This window comes from Treponema denticola, from assembly GCF_024400535.1.
GTDB lineage: Bacteria > Spirochaetota > Spirochaetia > Treponematales > Treponemataceae > Treponema_B > Treponema_B denticola_C.
On record NZ_CP038800.1, the window covers coordinates 356,313 to 376,590 of the forward strand.

23 protein-coding genes and 2 pseudogenes are annotated in these 20,278 nt (G+C 36.7%); 15 read left to right on the forward strand and 10 right to left on the reverse strand.

The window, feature by feature from the left end; translation table 11 throughout:
• Positions 1-22: 22 nt before the first annotated feature.
• The 9 genes from E4N78_RS01615 to E4N78_RS01655 form a co-directional block, all read right to left on the reverse strand.
• Complete coding sequence (locus E4N78_RS01615) at positions 23-1,087, reverse strand: ankyrin repeat domain-containing protein (protein WP_255811360.1); 1,065 nt, start codon at positions 1,085-1,087, stop codon at positions 23-25.
• A 92-nt stretch (positions 1,088-1,179) separates the two neighbouring features.
• Positions 1,180-1,587, reverse strand: a complete 408-nt coding sequence (locus E4N78_RS01620) for a hypothetical protein (protein WP_255811361.1) — start codon at positions 1,585-1,587, stop codon at positions 1,180-1,182.
• A 19-nt stretch (positions 1,588-1,606) separates the two neighbouring features.
• Positions 1,607-2,458 carry a DUF2262 domain-containing protein gene (locus tag E4N78_RS01625; RefSeq protein ID WP_255811362.1) on the reverse strand — a complete coding sequence of 284 codons (852 nt, stop codon included), beginning with the start codon at positions 2,456-2,458 and terminating at the stop codon, positions 1,607-1,609.
• On the reverse strand, positions 2,458-2,799 hold the full coding sequence (locus E4N78_RS01630; RefSeq protein ID WP_255811363.1) for a hypothetical protein: 342 nt from the start codon (positions 2,797-2,799) through the stop codon (positions 2,458-2,460). The genes E4N78_RS01625 and E4N78_RS01630 overlap by 1 nt, the downstream gene beginning before the upstream one ends.
• 36 nt (positions 2,800-2,835) lie before the next feature.
• A complete protein-coding gene (locus tag E4N78_RS01635) occupies positions 2,836-3,030 on the reverse strand; it encodes a hypothetical protein (protein WP_255811364.1) in 195 nt (64 codons plus the stop codon).
• 4 nt (positions 3,031-3,034) lie between these two features.
• A complete protein-coding gene (locus tag E4N78_RS01640) occupies positions 3,035-3,604 on the reverse strand; it encodes a hypothetical protein (protein ID WP_255811365.1) in 570 nt (189 codons plus the stop codon).
• Positions 3,605-3,659: 55 nt separating this feature from the next.
• Positions 3,660-4,331 (reverse strand): hypothetical protein, encoded by a 672-nt coding sequence (locus E4N78_RS01645; protein WP_255811366.1) that lies wholly within the window; start codon positions 4,329-4,331, stop codon positions 3,660-3,662.
• Between the two features lie 88 nt (positions 4,332-4,419).
• The gene (locus E4N78_RS01650; RefSeq protein WP_255811367.1) at positions 4,420-5,007 is read right to left on the reverse strand and encodes an SMI1/KNR4 family protein; all 588 of its coding nucleotides are present in this window, start codon (positions 5,005-5,007) and stop codon (positions 4,420-4,422) included.
• 94 nt (positions 5,008-5,101) lie between these two features.
• Positions 5,102-6,598 (reverse strand): carboxylesterase family protein, encoded by a 1,497-nt coding sequence (locus tag E4N78_RS01655; protein ID WP_255811368.1) that lies wholly within the window; start codon positions 6,596-6,598, stop codon positions 5,102-5,104.
• 136 nt (positions 6,599-6,734) lie between these two features.
• Between E4N78_RS01655 and E4N78_RS01660 the strand changes: the two genes are divergently transcribed.
• Positions 6,735-7,400, forward strand: a complete 666-nt coding sequence (locus E4N78_RS01660) for a DUF4272 domain-containing protein (RefSeq protein ID WP_255811369.1) — start codon at positions 6,735-6,737, stop codon at positions 7,398-7,400.
• A gap of 23 nt (positions 7,401-7,423) precedes the next feature.
• On the opposite strand, the gene E4N78_RS01665 is transcribed toward E4N78_RS01660, so the two are convergent.
• On the reverse strand, positions 7,424-8,137 hold the full coding sequence (locus E4N78_RS01665) for a DUF4241 domain-containing protein (protein ID WP_370645021.1): 714 nt from the start codon (positions 8,135-8,137) through the stop codon (positions 7,424-7,426).
• Between the two features lie 109 nt (positions 8,138-8,246).
• Between E4N78_RS01665 and E4N78_RS01670 the strand changes: the two genes are divergently transcribed.
• The 14 genes and pseudogenes from E4N78_RS01670 (at position 8,247) to E4N78_RS01730 (ending at position 20,274) form a co-directional block, all read left to right on the forward strand.
• Entirely contained in the window at positions 8,247-8,702 is a 456-nt protein-coding gene (locus E4N78_RS01670) for a DUF2004 domain-containing protein (RefSeq protein WP_255811371.1), read from the forward strand.
• Positions 8,703-8,895: 193 nt separating this feature from the next.
• Positions 8,896-9,667, forward strand: a pseudogene (locus E4N78_RS01675) (hypothetical protein).
• A gap of 36 nt (positions 9,668-9,703) precedes the next feature.
• Positions 9,704-10,498, forward strand: coding sequence for a hypothetical protein (locus tag E4N78_RS01680; protein WP_255811372.1), 795 nt, complete (start codon positions 9,704-9,706; stop codon positions 10,496-10,498).
• A gap of 56 nt (positions 10,499-10,554) precedes the next feature.
• A complete protein-coding gene (locus E4N78_RS01685) occupies positions 10,555-11,052 on the forward strand; it encodes a hypothetical protein (protein ID WP_255811373.1) in 498 nt (165 codons plus the stop codon).
• Between the two features lie 4 nt (positions 11,053-11,056).
• The gene (locus E4N78_RS01690) at positions 11,057-11,791 is read left to right on the forward strand and encodes a hypothetical protein (RefSeq protein WP_255811374.1); all 735 of its coding nucleotides are present in this window, start codon (positions 11,057-11,059) and stop codon (positions 11,789-11,791) included.
• A 183-nt stretch (positions 11,792-11,974) separates the two neighbouring features.
• On the forward strand, positions 11,975-12,277 hold the full coding sequence (locus E4N78_RS01695) for a hypothetical protein (protein WP_255811375.1): 303 nt from the start codon (positions 11,975-11,977) through the stop codon (positions 12,275-12,277).
• Between the two features lie 29 nt (positions 12,278-12,306).
• On the forward strand, positions 12,307-13,155 hold the full coding sequence (locus tag E4N78_RS01700) for a BRO family protein (RefSeq protein WP_255811376.1): 849 nt from the start codon (positions 12,307-12,309) through the stop codon (positions 13,153-13,155).
• A gap of 157 nt (positions 13,156-13,312) precedes the next feature.
• Positions 13,313-14,662 (forward strand): hypothetical protein, encoded by a 1,350-nt coding sequence (locus tag E4N78_RS01705; RefSeq protein WP_255811377.1) that lies wholly within the window; start codon positions 13,313-13,315, stop codon positions 14,660-14,662.
• 15 nt (positions 14,663-14,677) lie between these two features.
• Positions 14,678-15,742 carry an efflux RND transporter periplasmic adaptor subunit gene (locus tag E4N78_RS01710; RefSeq protein ID WP_255811378.1) on the forward strand — a complete coding sequence of 355 codons (1,065 nt, stop codon included), beginning with the start codon at positions 14,678-14,680 and terminating at the stop codon, positions 15,740-15,742.
• Positions 15,743-15,790: 48 nt separating this feature from the next.
• On the forward strand, positions 15,791-16,528 hold the full coding sequence (locus tag E4N78_RS01715) for an ABC transporter ATP-binding protein (protein ID WP_255811379.1): 738 nt from the start codon (positions 15,791-15,793) through the stop codon (positions 16,526-16,528).
• Between the two features lie 4 nt (positions 16,529-16,532).
• A complete protein-coding gene (locus E4N78_RS01720; RefSeq protein WP_255811380.1) occupies positions 16,533-17,726 on the forward strand; it encodes an ABC transporter permease in 1,194 nt (397 codons plus the stop codon).
• An 8-nt stretch (positions 17,727-17,734) separates the two neighbouring features.
• Positions 17,735-17,851: pseudogene (locus E4N78_RS13755) on the forward strand (GNAT family N-acetyltransferase); the annotation flags it as partial.
• A 171-nt stretch (positions 17,852-18,022) separates the two neighbouring features.
• Positions 18,023-19,006, forward strand: a complete 984-nt coding sequence (locus E4N78_RS01725) for a DUF6630 family protein (RefSeq protein WP_255811381.1) — start codon at positions 18,023-18,025, stop codon at positions 19,004-19,006.
• Between the two features lie 176 nt (positions 19,007-19,182).
• A complete protein-coding gene (locus E4N78_RS01730; protein WP_255811382.1) occupies positions 19,183-20,274 on the forward strand; it encodes a DUF6892 domain-containing protein in 1,092 nt (363 codons plus the stop codon).
• The last annotated feature ends 4 nt before the right edge of the window (positions 20,275-20,278 follow it).

Below are 20,278 nucleotides of genomic sequence, written 5' to 3' on the forward strand. Positions count from 1 at the left end.
TTTTATAAGTTTATATTCTCAATCATCTGTTATAATTTGTTTTGCCTAAAAGAATAAGAGTAGGATTTAACAATACCCAGAGAACCGAAAGTTCACGCAAACGCTCTGTTATAACTTCTTCATCCTCACCGTTTGCACGTATGCTTGAAATCAGCTCTTTGGTCTCTTTCAGTTCTTCCTCAGAAAGCGGTGTGCCTGAAGCAAAATAATTTGGCAGAGAATTAAGCATATTTCTATAATCTTTATCCCAGTTTACTCCGCCGTTTCTAAATAGCTCATCCTGCACCCTGCCTGTTATACGGATAATTTCTCCCTGTACTGTTTTTGCAGCTCCGCTTGAAGGAATCAGCTTCTCCCAAAGTTCATCGTATTGTTCTCTCCAAGAACCCGTCTTTACAATAATGGGAGAAACGCCGTCATGTGTCTTGCGTTTTGGAGCAGGCTTTACATCAAACAGTGCATAGAGTTTCTCAAGCCCTGCTTCTGTTTCAGCCAAGTAATCTTTATTAAAGTTTTCTCTGTGAAATTCAAAATCCTTACCGATTATTTCAACTCTTTCCGCCATTTCAGTCGTTACCTCAGCACCTGCCTTTATTAACATTTCTGCAATTTCTGCCGCCTGTGCAATATTAATATTTCTGCAAACAGCAAGGGTTTCGGCTAGCGGAGTTCGTCCCATATCATCTTTTGCATTAACATCTGCACCTTTTTCAATCAAAAAACTTACTATCTTAGGTCGGAAAAAACCTGCTGCCGTATGCAGAGGTGTACTCCCATATGTATCAGGTTTTTGTATATCTCCTCCTAATTCATACAGCAGTTTTACAGTATCTCTCCCCAGAGTGGCATGTTTATATAATGGTGTACGCCCATAATAATCAGGAGTATTTACATCTAAACCCTGTTCTACTAACCAGATAACAAGCTCATCAGGAACACCTCCAAAATGAAGTGCCGTATTGAGGCTGTATCTGCCGTTATGAGCGGTAAGCTTACATTTATCATAGACGGCTTTAAGAGCTTCAACATCTCCTGCTGTAATCAGTTCATCAAAATTTTTAGGTAAGGTAATTCTTTTCTTTGCCATTGTTCTTCTCCTTAGTTATAATTCAAAATTATTAAGTTTCCATTATACTATGTGGGTATCAAAAGTATTTGACACTTGTATATTTTACATTTCTAAACCCACTTAAGCCCATTAACATCTTTTAAAACCATAGATTTTCCGTCATAATCGTTTTTTAATTCAACTTCTTTTTCCTTAACCGATATGTTGTTGTACCAGTGTTCCAAACTTGCATATTTTCCTGTATGGATATTGATAAGCATGCTTGTTATGGGATCCCAAGTATCTTTTTTTACCGTTTCCGCCAATAAATAATACGCATCTAAAAATATCAGATTTCTTCCATATATCCAAAATGGAAGTTTAATATTTAACAGCGGTAATTTTGCAGAAAAAACATCATCTCCATGCGGCAGCACTGTTTCATAATGAAATTCTATCTCACTTCCATAATATGCTATCGTTGCCCCCTCACAACTGATGCTTTGAGGAACACCCTCCTCAGCTATGATAAATTCCATCGCTTCTCCTTATATTTTCTTACCCTTCCATATCAGCCGACATAATCCCTTTCTTTAAGCTTCCGCATACTGTTATACAATGCCCGAAGAAAAGGTCGTCATCATCAAAATAAGCAGAAAATGATCCGCCTGATGTCATACAAATTGAATTGAGGCTAATTCTTTTTGCAAAACTTTCTTCTGTAATTTCAGAAGTTTCATCATCAGATTCTGCCCATTCGCAGGCGAGTTTAGTAAGCTTTTTTGCAGCAAAACTACGCAGGTCTGCATCCCATTTTGCCTGTTCTGACACCATTGTTTTCAGAGCTTTTTTAGCCTTTGTTATTTCACCCTTATTATCCTTATCTACATCTAATGTAATATTTATTTTTCTATCCTGCCAAATAATACTTCCTTGAAAACTTTTAATTTGTTTATCATAAATCAGTTCACCTAATATATCATCTTGTAAAATTATAGTTTTTTTATACTCTGCAAGTATTTCTTCCAATTCCTTACAAGCCGCATTTTTTTCAAGAACTTCCACAACTAAAAAATGTTTTTTTGCCGGTAGTGCACCGTTTGGAACTTCCTCAGGAAGCTTTGCACGCACCTTTAATTTGTAAATAGTTTCGTCTTCAAATTGATATGGCAAATTTTCTTTATCTGTGACAGGAAATACTATACGCCCTTCTTCTTTATGCAGTTCACCTGTTTCACAGTCCACATAAGCTAAGAAATAAGCAGCCCAGTCCCAAAAACCGTTTCTCAAACTTCCGCCGCCGCCTTCGTGTCTTAGAACAATAATCTCTTTTTCCTTTTTCTCAAAAGAGTCTTCCCATTCTTTTTGTGTCATTTTATTTCTTAGCCGTATGTATTCAATTAATTCCATTAAGTTCTCCAATCAATCCCCTCACCTACATGTTTGACAAACTCATACACATCTGAGGCTATACGCTTAATTTCAATTGAACCCAAGGCTCCCAAATCATTCATATAAATAGTATCATCAGCATCTTTTTTTATAAAGAAAGCCAAGTCACCGTCCTGTCCAATCATAAAAAAATCCGGCTCCCATTCTTCTATCTGATAAGTAGTATTTCTTTCTACCAAATCCGCCTTTGAATATAAAATGATTCCGGTATCCTCTATTGTAAATTCTCCATCCTCTCCCATTTCTGATAAGAATTTATCATATAAAGTAGGCAGTACAAAATCCATCTGATTATTCATTGTAAACTTCTCCAAATATTTTCTGTCTTAATATTTTTATATCTCATTTTCGCTTAATTCTCTAAAATTTGAAATATGATACCCAAAATAACATTTTCCGGATTGACCTATAAAAATTCCATGTCCAGGCATATTAGCTATCTCGCCTAAGTAAACCATAGGCATGTCATCAGAAAACGGATATTCCAAATATATTTCATCTTTAAGAGTAACCAAAGTTTTTTCTTTCATTGATTTAAATTCCGATAAAGGACTGTTTTATTTCAGACAGCTCTTTTAATTTTCTTTCCAAAATCACTGCATTCATTCCGTTTTTGATTGCAATTTCATAATACTTATCAAATTCGGGATGATTATTTTGTTTTACAATCGCTAAAAGTTCTGCAAAATATCCCCAAACATTATTATAGCTTTTTGTTGAAGTATAATCTTCTCTTTTCGGCATCCACTTGAGTTTTACAAAGAATTTGTAAAGTATCTTACTCCAAGTTTCTACATCATCATCATAGCAAAAAAACTTGGTCTCAAACAGACTGCCGAAACGCCTGTCCCAAAATTTTACATTGTCTGGCAGATACCAACTATTACGTGTATCGCGGCATATCAATTCTGTTATTATTCTTTCAAGTATTTCGGATGGAAAACCTCCGGTACAACCGTAACTTCCGGCAACTGAAGTTTGTGCCGCTTCCTCTTTAAGTTCTTCATAGGCTGTACTGCTATCAAGCAACAACAAAGCAATTTGGGCACGGTGACCAAAAGCTTTTCCAGCACTCAATATTCTATATTTCTCAATCTCATTCATAGTTCCTCCAAAATTCCTACATATCTAATGGTTTGTCTGTTAATCGTTTATTGCCTTACCCCTGCCTTCTGTCTGTATTATTTATTCGTGCGGAGGGTTGTTGATTGTAATTTTCAATTTCTTCTCTGCTCATCCCCACAAGCTCCATTGTCCATACTCCTACAATATCCGAAAGTATAGAATCACAAATATACTCTTCTTTACCGTCAAGATACTTACAGGAAAATATCGGTTCTCTTGTTGCTGCTTTATAAAATTTCATTGTAACATTCTCTAATTTATCAGGAGAAAAAACAAGCGACAGACTGTTTGCAATATCGTTTCGCACCTTGTCCCAATCCTTATTTTGAGCCTTATATCTCTCCCTTATTTTTGATATATATCCATTACAATAAGTTTTTAACAGCTCTTTATTTTTATAAATATGTTTACAACTAAAATCGGAAATACAGCCGGTATAGATTAAAAATGTCAATAAGTCATCTAAGCTTTCTGCCGCTCGCCCAACTTCACCTTCACTTCCGATAAAGCCTATACTTCCGTCTTCAAGAAAAACATATTCTCCTCCGCTGCCATCTTGTGCAAATGACTTACATCCAAGAGAGTATTCTTCATTATTTTCCAAAAACTGAGTATCTCCTGTTTCCTTATAAAAATAAATATCACATTCATTCATAAGCAGAATATTTAACTGTTCATTTTCTCTGATATATTGTAGTTTATCCATTTTAATTCTTCTCCATAAAATCTTTTTTCTATTTTTAACATTTGACATTTTCCTTTCAACTATTTTCAAATCATAAAGTTAGCTTGTCTCAATTAATCTCTTCAATTATCCCATCAAGCAATTCCGTAATACTCGGCGCTGCATAAACCACTTTATCAGGATCATGGATATAGCAGACAATCTGACCTTCTTTTCCCGCTGTATCCGGATCAAAATCCAACATCAAAAAGCAGCTGTCACAGTACTCTGCAAAGGGAATCCATTTTTTATTAAAGAGATAGGGTTTAATCCTGCTGTCCTTCATATTTTCAATATCTTCGTTTGTAAAATAATCCGTAAATTCCGTTAAGAGCGCGTCTCGGTTTTGAAAATGTTCTTTTGCGTTTGTTACAGTCTGTAAGCTCATCAGATTAAACGGCATTTCTATTTCATCTATAACGCAGGGAAAAATGCTTAAATATTTGCTTCCATTTTTATATCGGTAAAGTTCTTTGAAGTCTTCCGGCAAAGTTATACCGAGCTTCTCCTCAAAGGCTGATATCTCTTCCTCTGAAGCTCCGGAAATTTCCTGATAGTCGTCCAGATATTCTTCTTCGACAGGATCATCCAAATCCCATTCTTCAAAATGCTCACATATATACTTTTCTATCTGTTTGATCTGATCAATTAGTTGCATAACTTTCTCCTCTTTTTACCGCTCCGAAGTTTATTCGTACGGATGGTTTAATATCTGATGTTCCTCGTCTATGCTCTGCGCCGGAGTATGTTGATTATCTACGGTTACGGATATATTCTTTTCGTAGCTTATCAGCAATGCCGCTATTTTGAATGTGATGAATAAGATGTGCATGCGGAAACGGTATAGTTCTAATATCTTTATCATATTCCGTAATTTTTCCTGTTTCATTAAAAAGAGTCCGGTCTTCCATTTTTCCCGTCCTTATAAATTCGATCCAGTCCTTCTGAATTGAAATAACTGCTTTTCTATTTTCATTGGTAATGGGTATATTCATTTTATCTATGGTTCCAAAGAAAAATGCCAGCTCCGCCCCATGATACGAACCTCGCAGTCCGTTATACAAATGAGGGATATAGTTCATTCTATAGCCGTATACAGGGCATTTTTTGCCTAACGTTTCCATAAGAAACAACGCACTTGAATGAAAGATCAGCAATTCCATTATTTGAATCTGTAAATCTACAATTCCATTTGCTTCCGATTTAAATTCGGATTCGAGCGTTTCTGCAAACTCACCGTATTTTTTTAAAAGAACATCTTTTAAATTTTTCTTTTTCTTTGTGATTCCGAGAGCCTTATAAAACATAGGTAATTCAATCATAGAAAATTCATCTTTGTTAGAGCCTATTAAAACGGGCATACAAGGGAATTTTCCCCGCTCTAATAATTTCATTGGGTGCTCTGCAAAGAATATACCGTCAACAATATCATTCTGTCCTCCTTTTAGTTTCATCAATTTTTTGGCTGACAGTTTTTTTAGTTCTTCAAGTCCTTTAAGATGATTTTTTGACAGCATTTTTGTATATTCGTTTTTTGCAAAATCAAATTCCGACAATATCGGGACATTCCCTGCACATAGGATTAATTTATGAAACAGTTTATTACTTACAGGATTTAAATAATGATACAGCGCTGCAACTGCACCGCCGCAATGCCCCATAAGCGTAATATTTGTATTATCCCCGCCGAAAGAACTTATAGTATTATAAATCCAATTTAAAGCTGTTTGCTGATCAAGATAAGCAAGAGAAGCTTTTATTTCTCCCTTATCGAAAACAGGCATATATCCGAAATTTCCTATTCGATAAGTAATTGTAACTGCTACAACACCTTGTTCGGCAATATGTTCCATTGTGTATATCGGAACTGTTCCCGACCCTTCGCCTCCGCCATGTAAAAATACAACTACCGGTTTTCTTTCCGTAAAATTCTCGGGTGCCCATATATTTACTACAAATGCATTTTCCGTTTGAGTATCTTTTAACGGTTGAAATTCCGGTCGTAACATATGGTGCTTCATAAAAATATTAAAAAACAGAGTATATTTCCTTTGTGGAAAACATACTGTTTCTTTACGATTAATTATCATATCCGGTGAATAGTCTTGTTTATCAAGAATTTTAGCATATTCAAATCTTTCTGCTCGTGCATAAGGCACACTCAATATAGAATACACAGGCGTACCTTCTTTCGTTTTTCCGACTACATTCGCATATGCTTTGCCAATCTCTGTCTGTAATATCTTCATTTTGCATCTCCTTTATTCTATGAAATCTCTCTAACTGTTTGCTAACATTATACCATTTTCAATGGTGTTTTTTCTACGGGTTATCAGCAATCTTATTTTTTGATATAATAGTACCGGTAAATAAAGGAGAATTATTATGTACATAAAACCTGAAGATCGGCGTGAAAAATCGAATGCAAAAATAAAGGGAATGGGCATTGCCTGTATGGAAGAACTACCTTTGCGGGAATCATCAAAAGAGTCGAAGCTTAAAAGCCTTGAAGAAATCTGCGACAGAGCCATCGCATGTCTTTTGTCGATTCAGTTGGCTGAAGATATTCATAATGAGCAAGGGTATGAAGAATCGAAGGAGCTTTTTTTAAGTTTGCTTGAAAAATATGAAGTATCGGACTGCCTTTTGGAAAAAGAAAAACGGCTTTTTGATGGAACATACAGCGAACAGGATGTCATCGATGTCTGTTGGACTTATGAAGCTTATTGGTCGCTTCTGTGGGCTTTGGGCCTGGTTGAAGATATTTCATATCCGAATGACATCTGTGATGTGGAGAGAGCGATAAAGCTGGTCGGCGACACCGATGGAAAAACTGCGTTTAAAGCACAATGTAAGTTACGCGGGATAGAGGAAATACTTGATATGCTTGATCTTCACTATCGTTACCACTGGGCAACGGAAGAAAAGCGGCTCCGCCCCGAAACGGAAATCAAAGACTTAAATCCCGATGTTTTAATGGAACGAAGGCGCGGACTTGAATGGCTTATTTCCGAAGAAAGCGATTGGTTCGATATTTCGATGGATACGTAGTCCTTTTTACTGCATCGCTATTTTTATCTGACGAAAATATATTCGATGACAAGCTCACAGATGGCATCGTTTTTATCGTAGCCGAAATATACCGGATATTTTCCGTCACCGAAACCGCTTTGTATCATGGGAACGGTCAAGTCCGTTCCTTCTAAAGGATAGTTAATCCAGTCCCCGCCGTCGCGTTGAAAGCGTGGATTTGCGGAATAACTCTTTTCAAATTCTTTTGCAAAATAATCGTCGTATATATTTTTGTCGGGGTTTTCATTTACCCAACGGCTTTCAAAATCGCAATAGGCATCCCGTGCTTTTACATCGACAACCGTTGCAAGTCCTGCATCGACATTAAACCCGAAAAAACTTTCTTCATCGACGTCATCCAAATCTTCATTACCAATCAAGGCTTCACGATACACGGCAGCCTTTTCATCGGAGAACCTTACCCGTGTTGCAACATACCGGTAATGGTCTTCTTCTATTTCGGCAACTAAAGTTTCTAATGGAAAAATTCCTGTAGGTACTTTTTGCAGATACGGCTCCTCGTTTTTGTCAAGGTAGACAAGCGGATCACGCACCAGAATATTTCCCGTAGGAAAATGCACGGTTCCCATCGGCAATATAAATAACTTTTTCCCCTGTACTTCATCTTGAGAAAACAAGTTACCGTAATGCACAGGAGACTTAAGCAGCTCCTTCACTTTTTCATATTTTTCAACCCATTCTTTTTCCGGTATCATCGTATAGACCTCCATATAGTCATTGAATAGTATAATATTTATCATTATATGTCTATAGAAAAAAGTCTAATCTTTTGATATACTGAATAGATGGATGGGAGGTTAAACTATGAAAAAAATAGAACATAAATACTTCGGTCAGTTGAATCTTGCAACAACAGATGATGTGGAAGTAATTTGGGAAAAAGAGATTCAGGGGATAGACACATGGCTTTGGCTCGGCAAAAATGTAGAACCGTCTACCGGCATACTCGACCTTTATGCACAGTTTCTTGCGAATATAGACAATAAAATAAAAGATGCAAGAAAAGTGCTGATAACATATTTAAAAGATGACAGTTACTATATCGACTTTCATATTGAAGAATGCGGACTGGAAGATTTGCCGAGCGATATTACCGAGTTTGTAAGTAAAATGACGGTAACGAATGTAGACTTATGGATTGACAGTGAACAGCCGCACATCGCAATGGATTTTATGATTGCACCTGATGAAAGCGATGAAATACTCTGCGTAAAATTCGGTGAAGATGCAAAGATCATATCCATTGATTGGGAAAGTTAGCAGTAGGAAATATCAATGTAAAAAATTTTTTATTCGTGCGGAGGGTTTAATACCCCGACGCTTGCGTCGTAACAAAGGGTATTAAAGCCGACTGCAACCACCTTATGAGAACAACATACCCCGACGCTCGCGTCGGGGTTGTTGATTCGTGCCCCTGCAAAATCAAATATGGAGGTTTGTAGTAGAAGTCATTATGGAAACGAATAATATAATAAACGGGCTAAAACATTTATCTGAAGGACTATTCCTACCCGAAGAATGGATTGATTGGTGGAAACAAAATGAAAAATTTGCAAAACAATTTTTTGTCGCCGCGGTGGTATTTAAAGATAAAACCTAAGATGTCACAAGGTTTAATGGGTGCCGCACTAATATCTCAAAATGCGGCTCGTGAATACTTAAAATCTATAAATCAATCTTATAACGAAAATTCACAAGTCAATTATATGGAAGGATGGAGAAAGCAAATAGATGATATCTCCTTGAACTGTGACAAAGTTGCTATTATTGATTTTGACTTGAAATTTACCAAATTGAAGCAAGGTTACCCTAACTTGTTTGCCGTAATAAAAAAACACTTATTGAAAAGTGATGTTGTGGAAAATAATTTAACCGAAGAAAAATTAACCTCATCATTCTTTTATAAATTATTGCATAGTGATGTGATTACATTTTTTTATTGTATTTCGCAATTAAAAATGGAAGGTATTCTTATTGATTTTGATATGTTAGAATTACGGGAGGAATATATTAAAATTGGGGAATTGTGGTTGAATAGTGATGGGGATGAGTTATATATCAGACCATATGAAGCTTCTGTATATTGTCATGATATAGGGAAAAATCAAATACATATTATAAATAAATCATTTAACTTATTTATTGAAAATGATTTGAGCCGTTTTGTCTATGAAAATGCATTGCCTAATACTTTTTCAGGTTTTTCAAATCAACAGCCCCGATAAAAAATTAAACCATTATTTTTAAGGAAAGAACGAACTGTGATTTATGTTAAATTCTATAGCAAAACTAAAGATTGTTTTTTAGAGGACATCAACAGAAAACCAAGTGCCGAGATTGAAAAAATGATAAACCGGGAAGCTGACATTATCTATCAATCTCCTCATACAAATAAGATTATTTGGGCTGCAAAACGGCTGGACGAAAATTGTGTACGCATAATGGTATTCGATAAAGCTGCAAACAAAATTGCTTCTATAAAAATGGAAGATGAATTGAGCGATTCAGATATAGCTTTTACAAGTTTAAATGAAGAAAATCGTATAATAGTATCCTTTGCAGCGGGACAGGACGGCTCCCAAGATTATTGCATAGAATTAACTCAAAATGAGCTGAAAATAATATATAAGTTTCCTAAAAACTTATTGTATATGTTTAGCTTCGATAAGTATGCTTTGCTTGCTGATTTTTACAATTCAGCTTTTTTTAAAATTTTTTCCTCGGATTTTACACCGATTGCTGAAAAGACATATTCTTTATTTAAAGAAGATTCATTATCCAATGTACAGAAAATCAATGATAGTTTCGGAATATTTTGTACCACTGAAGGGAAATGCTATGTATTTAATTTATCCGCACTTGAATTAATTGATGAGCTTATTATTGATTGTAAAATAGATGATTTAGAAAAAAATTGGACTCTGAATGCGTTATTTCAAACAAGGGATGAGATGATATTCCAATATCGCAATTATAAAAATGGGAAAGAAAGCATTGAATGGATCAGCGTAGATAAATTATATTTGGATAGGATTATCAAAGAACAAATACTATGATATAATTAAAAAAGGATAAATATTATGAAGTTAGAAGAAATAGGTATGAGTGAGCTATGAATAAAATTGTAACTACAACAGTAATGGTAATTTTTACAGCCGATATAGTGTTAATCACAAGATTTTTCACACTGATAAAACAAAGAAGATATAATGATTCAGCTCCTCTTTGGGGCGGACTTCCCGATTTGTTTCCGAAAATTGAAAATAAATATCTTAAAACTTTTTTGAACTACATCATGCTAAATATTGCGGTGTATATCATCGGGTACTATTTCCCAAAGACAGGAGTTTTTACCGGAACTCTTAAATTTTCTTTTGATATTGTTATCGAGGGGTATAGATTTTTAGTATCGTTTATAATAACGAATTTGTTTTTAGCTATTAGTCAGCTCACAAGAAAAATAAAAATTTTTCAACAAAATACAATTTCGGTTAAAGTATACTACATTGAACTTATCATCATTCCCATTATTGTTATTTTTTCTCTTTATTTTTTTGACAGCGTTTTCAAAGTGTTTACAAAGTATTATTTTGAATTGTCTATGGAGTAACGATATGACAAAGTATTCAAAAGAAGCATTAGATGAAGCATTGCTGCAAGCGCAAAGCAACGATATTAGCATGAAAACAAAAGGAATAAAGTTTTTAAGACAAGCCTCTTGTTTGGAAACAGGTACGAAGAATACCTATCCGATAAGAGATTGGTTTTCTGAAACTACAAATTACACAAAGCTTTTTAAAATAGTAAAATCAGAAAAAGATCCGAAACTGTTATGGGAATATTTATTTTTGATTAAAACATATTGTGAGCGTTATATTGATTTAGCTTATTTGGTAAAAGATTCTCAAAACTTTATCTCAAAAAAAGAAAACACAGAATTCAAAATAAAGGCTTGTGAGCTCGGAGAATTATTTTTAGTGCATCAGGATGCCTCTGTACGGCAAGCTGCAGCAAGCCTGCTTTGGTATTTAAAGAAAACTTCCGAAGTTTGGTCTGTAATCATAGAGCTTATGCAGAAAAAACGGGATTATATAACACTTTCTCATATCGGCATAATGATTAGCAATTGTTATTCACTTTTGAATGATGATAAAATTATTACAGACTATTTTGGGAATGCTGTGGTGAAAGAAAATCTTATTTCACTAACGGATGCAGAAGCTTTAAAAGAAGCCGTATCATTTTCATTGGGAAAAACTCCTAAGGCTGCAAAAAAAGCCGGTTTTAATTCCGTATCTGAAACACTGGACAATATAATTACAGCACTTACAAAAACGGTAAAAAAATGATAAAATAAATATAAGGAGGTGCGATAAACAGTTCGGCAGAAATTCAGCCTCACTGTTTATCTTCGAGTTTGCCTTTCAGGCAAACATCGTATTATTATATATGTGTGCTTTTCGGCACACATTTGAAAAAACTCTTTTCAGGATTTAATAATCCTTGCAAAAAGTTTTTATAGGGGTAAAAAGATGAATGGAGAATTATATCTAAAAAAGGGTCTTCTTCAACTAGATAAAAAATTGTATGATGAAGCATTGGAGACTTTGAATAAGGTAATCGAACTCGATGATGATCTTGCCAGTGTTACATCTGCGAAATGTATTTTAGGTGAATATTATTTTATTCATCAAAACTATGAAAAAGCAAAAGAATTTTTATCATGGATTTGTGATAGACAAGATGAACTTGAAGAAGAGTTTGACGATTTACTTTCAGAAGAAATTGATACCGCGTCTGTGCTGATGGAGCTGATTGAAAAATATAAGCTGTAAAAGCGGCGGATGCTAAGGAGGACGATATCGTGGATAACGAAGTAAAGTTATTTGAAGATAATAAAATACGCTCCGTTTGGGATAACGAAAAAGAAGAGTGGTATTTTAGTGTTGTGGATGTTGTGGGAGCCTTAACGGACAGCCCTAATCCCAATAATTATTGGAAAGTTTTAAAAAAAAGGTTGAAAGATGAAGGAAATGAGTTGGTTACAATCTGTAACCAACTGAAAATGAAATCTCCCAAAGATGGGAAAATGTATAAAACCGATACAGCCGATATGCAAGGCATATTTAGGATTATACAATCTATTCCGTCACCTAAGGCAGAGCCCTTTAAGATGTGGCTCGCCGAGGTGGGAAAAGAAAGAGTTGATGAAATCATAGATCCGGAATTGACAATTGATAGAGCTTTAGAAACCTATCTTAAAAAAGGCTATACTAGGGAATGGATAAATCAGCGCCTGCAAGCTATTCAGGTAAGAAAGGAACTTACCGATACATGGCAAGACCATGGCGTAAAAGAAGGCAGGGAATATGCTATTTTGACAAACGAAATATCTAAAGCATGGAGCGGTATGACCGTTAGACAATATAAGGATTTTAAGAACCTCAAAAAAGAAAGCCTAAGAGACAATATGTCGACACTTGAGCTTGTTCTTAATATGCTTGCAGAGGCTACCGTTACTGAATTAACCAATACTACTAATCCTAAGGGGCTTGAAGAAAATAAAAAAACGGCACGGCGCGGCGGAAGCATCGCAGGAAATACACGAAAAGAAATAGAAAAAGAAACCGGAAAACCCGTAATTAATTCAAAAAACGCAATAGATTTTTCACGCCTTATAGACGGCGTGGTAAAAGATAAAACTAAAAATTAAATGAAGAGGTAAAGGCTAGGCCGTTGTACTGCTTAGTTAGTGTGTAAGTCATGTAACCCGAGATAATAAAAAATGTTTACCTATCAATATGAAACGATTTTTTTTTATTTTATGCACTTTGTTGTTCAACGCAAGTCTGCTCCTTGCTAGTCCGGATTTGGCAAAATATTTGGAAAATGATTTGGAACTGCAAAGACTCGCACTGGAAGTAAAAAAAGCAGAACTTTCCTCACAGGAAACCTCAATAGACAATGGCTTAAGCGTCAAACTTTCGACAGGTACGGCAACTTTTACGAGTCAAAACAACAGTGTTTCCGTTTCTTTTTCACCGTCGGTAACGGCCGCTCTGCCAGCCTTATCGAATTTAAAGTTAAATGTTTCTTCTTCAATAAAAATTACCGGCGGGCAAAATAACTCTGACAATACAAAGTTTTCTCTGTCAGCAGATATTATTTCAGGCAGCGCAATAGAGCGTCGGCTTAAACTTATGAAGGCTGAGCGGACTCTTTTAAGTGCAAAACGAATTCTGCAAAACAGAGCTTTGGAAGCTGAAAAGGAATTTTACTCGCAATTAAAGGCTCTCTTTACATGTGAAAACGACATTATTCAGGCACAAAAAACATTGTACGATAACACTTTGAAGTTTGAGGAAATAAAGGCGAAAGGCTATTCAAAATCGTCTTCGAATTACCGCCAAGCCGAACTGCAAGTACTTTCCGATAAGCACAATGTTGAAACAAAAATTCGTTCGCTTGAGCATAACTGTGCTGTTTTTGCGGCAAAATGCGGCTCTAGCTTTGAGCAAGGTCAAAAGGCAACTGATTTTTTGCCCAACAGCATTCAATCGGTGGAGGCCGTTGACATTATATCCTTAAAAAAAGAAGACTACAAAAAAATAGAAGAGGCCGAATGGATTCGTTCGTACAATTCTCTTGCGAGAAAGGCCGATAAAAACTTTACGCTCGGTGCAAATGCAGGTTATACGATACAGAATTCTCGAGCTCTTTCTTCTTCCGGTACAAAGGCTGACACGGTGGATGCCGGAGTAAGCGCAAGTTTATACGGATTGAGCCTAGATGCAGGTATATCGGTTCCTGTAGAAAAATCAAGTTCGCCTATTTACATACTTTCGGCAACTGTCGATCTGAACACATTTAGGAAGGCAAAGCTAAGTGCTGAGAAAAAAGAGTATTCACAGCAGCAGGAATTAATTGAGCTGCAATCGGCTTCCGACAAATATGATACATCGGTTGTAGAGCAAACACAATCGCTTAACGATATACGTTGGGCAAAACAAACAAACCTTCAAACCTACGATATGTATGTTCAGCTGGAAAAAGATATGAATGCGTATTTTAAAGCCGGAATCATTACAGAAAGCGAATATTTAACTTCGTACGCGAATAAAGAACTCTACCGCATTCGGCTGCTTATCAATGACATCGATTTAATTATTTACAACAATACGACAAAACTGCTGTTTTGCCGAGATGATGAAATCCAATAAGTAGAGGAATTTATTATGAAGAAAAAAAAGCTTTCTTGGAAAATGAAATTCTTAATCGGAAGCAGTATAGCGTTGCTGGTAATTATTGCATGTCTTGTCGGCGCAAAAACGCTTATCGATGCGTCTAAAAAAGATAACACCGTTTACACGGTAAAAAAAGAAACCTACGAAAATGTAATTGAAATTGCCGGTACTGTAGATGCTGCACAGCAGCAAACTCTGAAGGCTTTAAGTGCCGGCACCGTTTTGGGCGTTTATGTACAAAAAGGTGATAAGGTAAAAGAAGGTGATATTATTATTCAGCTTGATGATACGGAACAGGAATATAATCTTGCAAAGCTAGATTACAGCATGGCATCTTCAAGGGTTTCCGGCTCACAAATGGAGCTGGCACTGCAAAAAAAACAGCGTCTGTCGCTTTTGCAAAAAATAGAAGACCGCAAAGTAAAGGCCACATTCGACGGCATTATTGCTAACTTAAATGTTTCCGTGGGCGATTCGCTTGAAGCAAAAGATTCGGTCGGAGTACTGGTAAATGTCGATTATCTTACTGCAGAAGTTGAAATTGCTGAAAAAGACGTTTCGAAATTGAAGACAAACCAAAAGGTCGAATTTACCTTTCCGGCATACGAAGGTACGGTAGAAGGTTATGTGGTAAACTGGCCGGCAATCGGTGAAGTTACTAGCCGGGGTGCCACGGTTGTAAAGGTTAAAATCCGCATAGACGAATATCCTGAAGAGATCCTTCCCAACTTTTCGTTTACGGGAAAAATCCGAATTACTGATCCTGTCGAGAATCTTATCGTAGAATCTTATGCGGTTGCAAACGAAAATGGGCAGGCCTATGTGCAGCTTGCTTCGACAGGTGAAAAAATTAGCGTAAAGGTTTCTTCATATGGAAACGGATACGTAAAAATTGAAGAAGGGCTTTCCGGAGGAGAAGTTTTAAAAGCGCAAAGTTCTCCGAAAAATTCGGGCGGTTCACGTAACAGACCCGGCGGTTCCTCCGGCAGCAGGAGCTCTTCGGGCGGAGCTCCCGGAGGAGGCGGAGCACCAATGGGCGGCCCGCCTCCGATGTAATAGATGTAAAGCTTTAGCAATCGAAATTATATTATTAGGATCTGAAAAATGGGTGAAACTATTATCCGTATGGAAAACGTTACAAAATTATATGAAATGGGTGAAAGCGTCGTACATGCCCTACGCGGCATAAGCTTCAGTATAGATCAGGGAGAATTTGTTTCGATAATGGGACCCTCCGGTTCCGGAAAGTCTACCTGCATGAATATGATAGGCTGTCTTGACCGGCCGACAAGCGGTATATTGGAAATCGGCGGTAAAGAAACGGCAAAGATGACTGAAAAAGAACTTGCCATGCTGCGTAATAAAACGATCGGCTTTGTGTTTCAGCAGTACCATTTGCTTCCGAGCATGACGGTTTTAGAAAATGTTATGCTTCCTCTGCGTTATCAGGGTGTTGAAAGAGCAAGACGCATTGCACTTGCAAAAGAAGCTTTGGAGCTTGTCGATATGTGCAATAGGCTTTCTCACAGGCCTAACGAACTTTCCGGCGGGCAAAAGCAGCGTGTTGCCATTGCACGAGCAATGGTAACAAAACCGCATATTATCTTGGCCGACGAGCCGACCGGTGCTTTGGATAGTAAAACAGGTGCTCAGGTTCTTAACCTCTTTAAAAAGATAAATGAAAGCGGAACTACAATTGTCATTGTTACCCACGATCCGGGAATTGGAGCTAGTACTGATCGGTGCATAAAGATTTTTGACGGAAATATTCAGTCTGATGAACATCAGGTTCCCATTATGCCTTTTAGTGAAGTATCGGATGAATCGGACGAAAAGGAATAAAGCAATGTTTGAAGATTTTACTAACGCTCTCCAGAATTTTAGAAGGCAAAAAACGCGCACGATTCTTTCATTGCTCGGTGTTATTATCGGCGTCGCTTCGGTAATCGTTATTACCAGCATGGGAAGCAGTTCCACTCAAGAAATAAAAAACACCTTTGGAACATCAGGTCTCGATGTCGTAAGCATTTCATCCGGTTTTATGCGCCGAGGGGCAAGTTCCGCTTCGATTAACTTCAACGAAACATTTAGAAAGGATCTTTTTGATAACGTAAATCACATAAAAAAAATTTGGTATAAAAATTCTCTGAATGTATCGCTATCCTATGGCGAGACAAGCTCGACAACAAATTGTACTGCTATAGAACAAGGATATCTTGAAATGTACGGAATACAGCTTGAATCGGGAAGATTTTTTACGGTTACGGAAGATTATTACGGTATGCAAAAAATCATTCTCGGTAAAACGATTGCAGATGCCCTTTTCCCTTCAGGAGATGCCGTCGGCAAATATATTCTTGCAGCATCTAATAATATTTCCTTCAGTTTTGAAGTGATAGGCGTATTAAAAGAGCAAACATCCGGTATGGAACAGACGAGTAATGGGGCCTATATTCCGCGCGGATTTTATGCAAAAAAAATCGTGCCGAACCCAAGCGCCTCTACTGTCATAGTTCAGGCCGAAAGTTCCGAATATGCTACCGAACTTGCAAGCTCATTAGAGGAGTACTGCGCCGAATTAAGCGGCTCTACATACTCGGTAAACGTTATGTCTATGCAAACAATGATCGATCAGATGAACGAAATAATGACTACTATGAGCGTCATGCTCAGTGCTATTGCTGCAATTTCACTGCTCGTAGGAGGAATAGGTATAATGAACATTATGATTGTTACGGTTACAGAGCGGCGTCAGGAAATCGGCATACGAAAAGCTCTTGGTGCAAGTCCTGCAGACATAAGGCGGCAGTTTCTTGTAGAGTCCGCGGCAATTACACTCATCGGAGGAATATCGGGAATACTTACCGGCATCGCAATAAGCATAGCCGTAGAATACGTAAGGGGCCAATCATTCATCGTAAGCACGGGAGCATGCGCTATCTCATTTGTGTTTTCGGTGTTTGTGGGAATTTTTTTCGGCATGAATCCGGCTTCAAGAGCTGCAAAGCTCGATCCTGTTCTGGCTTTGGCCGGCGAATAAACAAAAATACGGCAAATGATTATACATTTCCATTCGGGATATATGACAATGAAACATCGGTCGGATTTTTGATGATCGGTTTTGATGTCCATGACTATTGGATTGATGTACCTGAAATAGCAAAATGTTGGATAATATTATATCGCTTTTAAGGCTTCTTTTCTACTGTTAGATTTCCATCTCTCCCCCTTAAAAATGATAAGGAAAAATGATACAATCAACATACCCCGACGCAGAGCGTTGCCGAAAAACGGCTGGTATTAAACCCTCCGCACGAATAAAAAAAGGAATGGAATATGAACGGAAAAAATATCGGCCGAACTGTATCGTGGGTGTACTACAAAGACGAAAAACTCATAGGCGGGTCGGCATTTGATATACAACTCTTTCGGCAGATATTGGAAAACAACGCAAAGTTTTCGAGTCAAGCTCAAGAAATGATGGAGACACAAATTAAAGCACAAAATATTTATGATTGTATTTCACTCAAAAGCTCAAAATACACCAATCGCTTTTACGAAAATGGCGGGCACAGAGCATTTATACCCGAAAGTATCTGTATGGTTGATTATTGTGAAGATGAGATCTTTGCCGTTGTGAGAATCGGAGATCGTTGTGAAATTGTTTCTTATGATTATGACATCACAGGCGAGGCAGGACAAGAGTGGTTCAATTTTATAGGGAAGAACAAGCCTATTTTTGATAAAAAAAACATTGAGAATATAAAAACGGTTTTAACACAATACGGACAACTGCAAATAAAAATACTTGAAGAAGAAGACAGACGTATTTGGGAGGAAAAAGGAAAACTTGCTTGCCGGAACAAAAGCTTACCTGCCGATACGGAACAAACTTTTTTATCGCTTTGCAAATTACTCGGCATATCTCCGCAAAAAGCCAAGAAAATATATCATACAGCATTGGAGCAAGAAGATATTTGTGTCTCTTTGATAAACGATTTTATAGATTTGAACTATTTGGCAATGTTCGATTGGAAGGCGGATGTGGGAGATATTGTATACGGTTACAATCTATTAGCAAAAAAGATAAAAGCGAATATGCTTCACTTGGATAAAGATACGGAATTTGAACCGCCGGAAGTTTTCCGTAGGCTTGCTGCGATGAGTGACAAGGTATTATATCTTATCGACACAAATAGCGATTGCTACATTTTAGGTTTGTCAGATAAAGAAAATAGAGAAAAAATCATAAATGCTTATAAACAACTGTTCAGCCTGCTTCAATCTGAGAATACGATTGAAATTGTGAACACTCTGTAATCAAGGGAAAAATGAAACAAGTAATTGCATTTTGTATATTTATATTAACTTCTTTTACACTATCTGCCGATGAAGAGGATCGAGTTATGACTATTTCAAAACAATGTATCATAAACCCTGACGGTATTGTGTCAATAGAGCTATTAAAGAAATATTATATGGTAAGGAGATATAAAATGAGTATTATAAAAAGCAAGGAATCGAACAAACAGGATAAACAACCGGCCATGCCGCAACAGAAACTTCATATCAATTTAACTAAAAACGGTTTGTATATTAATGATGAGTTTATTGAAAACCTATCAATAGATATTCTTGCGGAGAAATTCGGTGAATATAGAAAAGTATTGCGTAAGCCGCCTGATGGAACAGTAAGTAAAGATGATTTAGAGGAAATATATATCTGGGATAATATGGGAATAAAAAGTTTTGTTTCCAAAGGACGTATCAGCGAACTAGACATAAGAATATGTGAAGATAAGGAATGGGAGAAAAAAGTAAAATTTTCGTTTTTCGATGTAAATCCCAAGCAGGTGTTTCCCGGGATTTTTACGATAAACGGTAAAACTATTTTGGAAGCTATACCTCAAAAAACATTGAGAGAAGCTTATATATTTTTAGAAATGAAAGTGGGAAACTGGAAAATAAATTGCTCATTGTCGAGCAAATTAAACTCGGTTCTGGACGCAATATCTTTTCAGGAGCGTTTGAGAAAATCAAAAACCGATGAGATAGCCGATTTGGTACGTGCCGAACCTGAACCTATACGGGATATAAGTTTTTGGTATAAACCGCCGAGGGTGTCAAGCGGTAAATGGAAACAGCCAAAGGCAGAAGGTAAAGTACTGACATTTACAAACTTCAATTTTAAACTTGCTGTTATCCAAGAGTTGATGTATGAACAAGAACTGCTTAAACCGAAATTTGATGTATATGATTTTTGTAATGATTATGCAAAAAAAGAAATAGATCCCGATGATTACTACGATAAAATGATACCTGAAGTAAAAAGCTGGTTTCAGCAATTGGAAATTCCTGCTGAATTGGCTCCAAAGGTAACACAGCTGTTTCTTGATGGCGGAAATGAAATTAATATGCAGCTTATTCCGCAATGGGATGGCGAAGATAATTTATTTGATATTAAATCTATTTCTGATGAGGAGTTGGCACAGTTTCCAAACTTAAAACTTATTGACGGCACAGTTATTTATATTTCTGAAAAAGCAAAGAAAAAACTTATCGAGAAAGGAATTAATATTGCAGAATAAATTT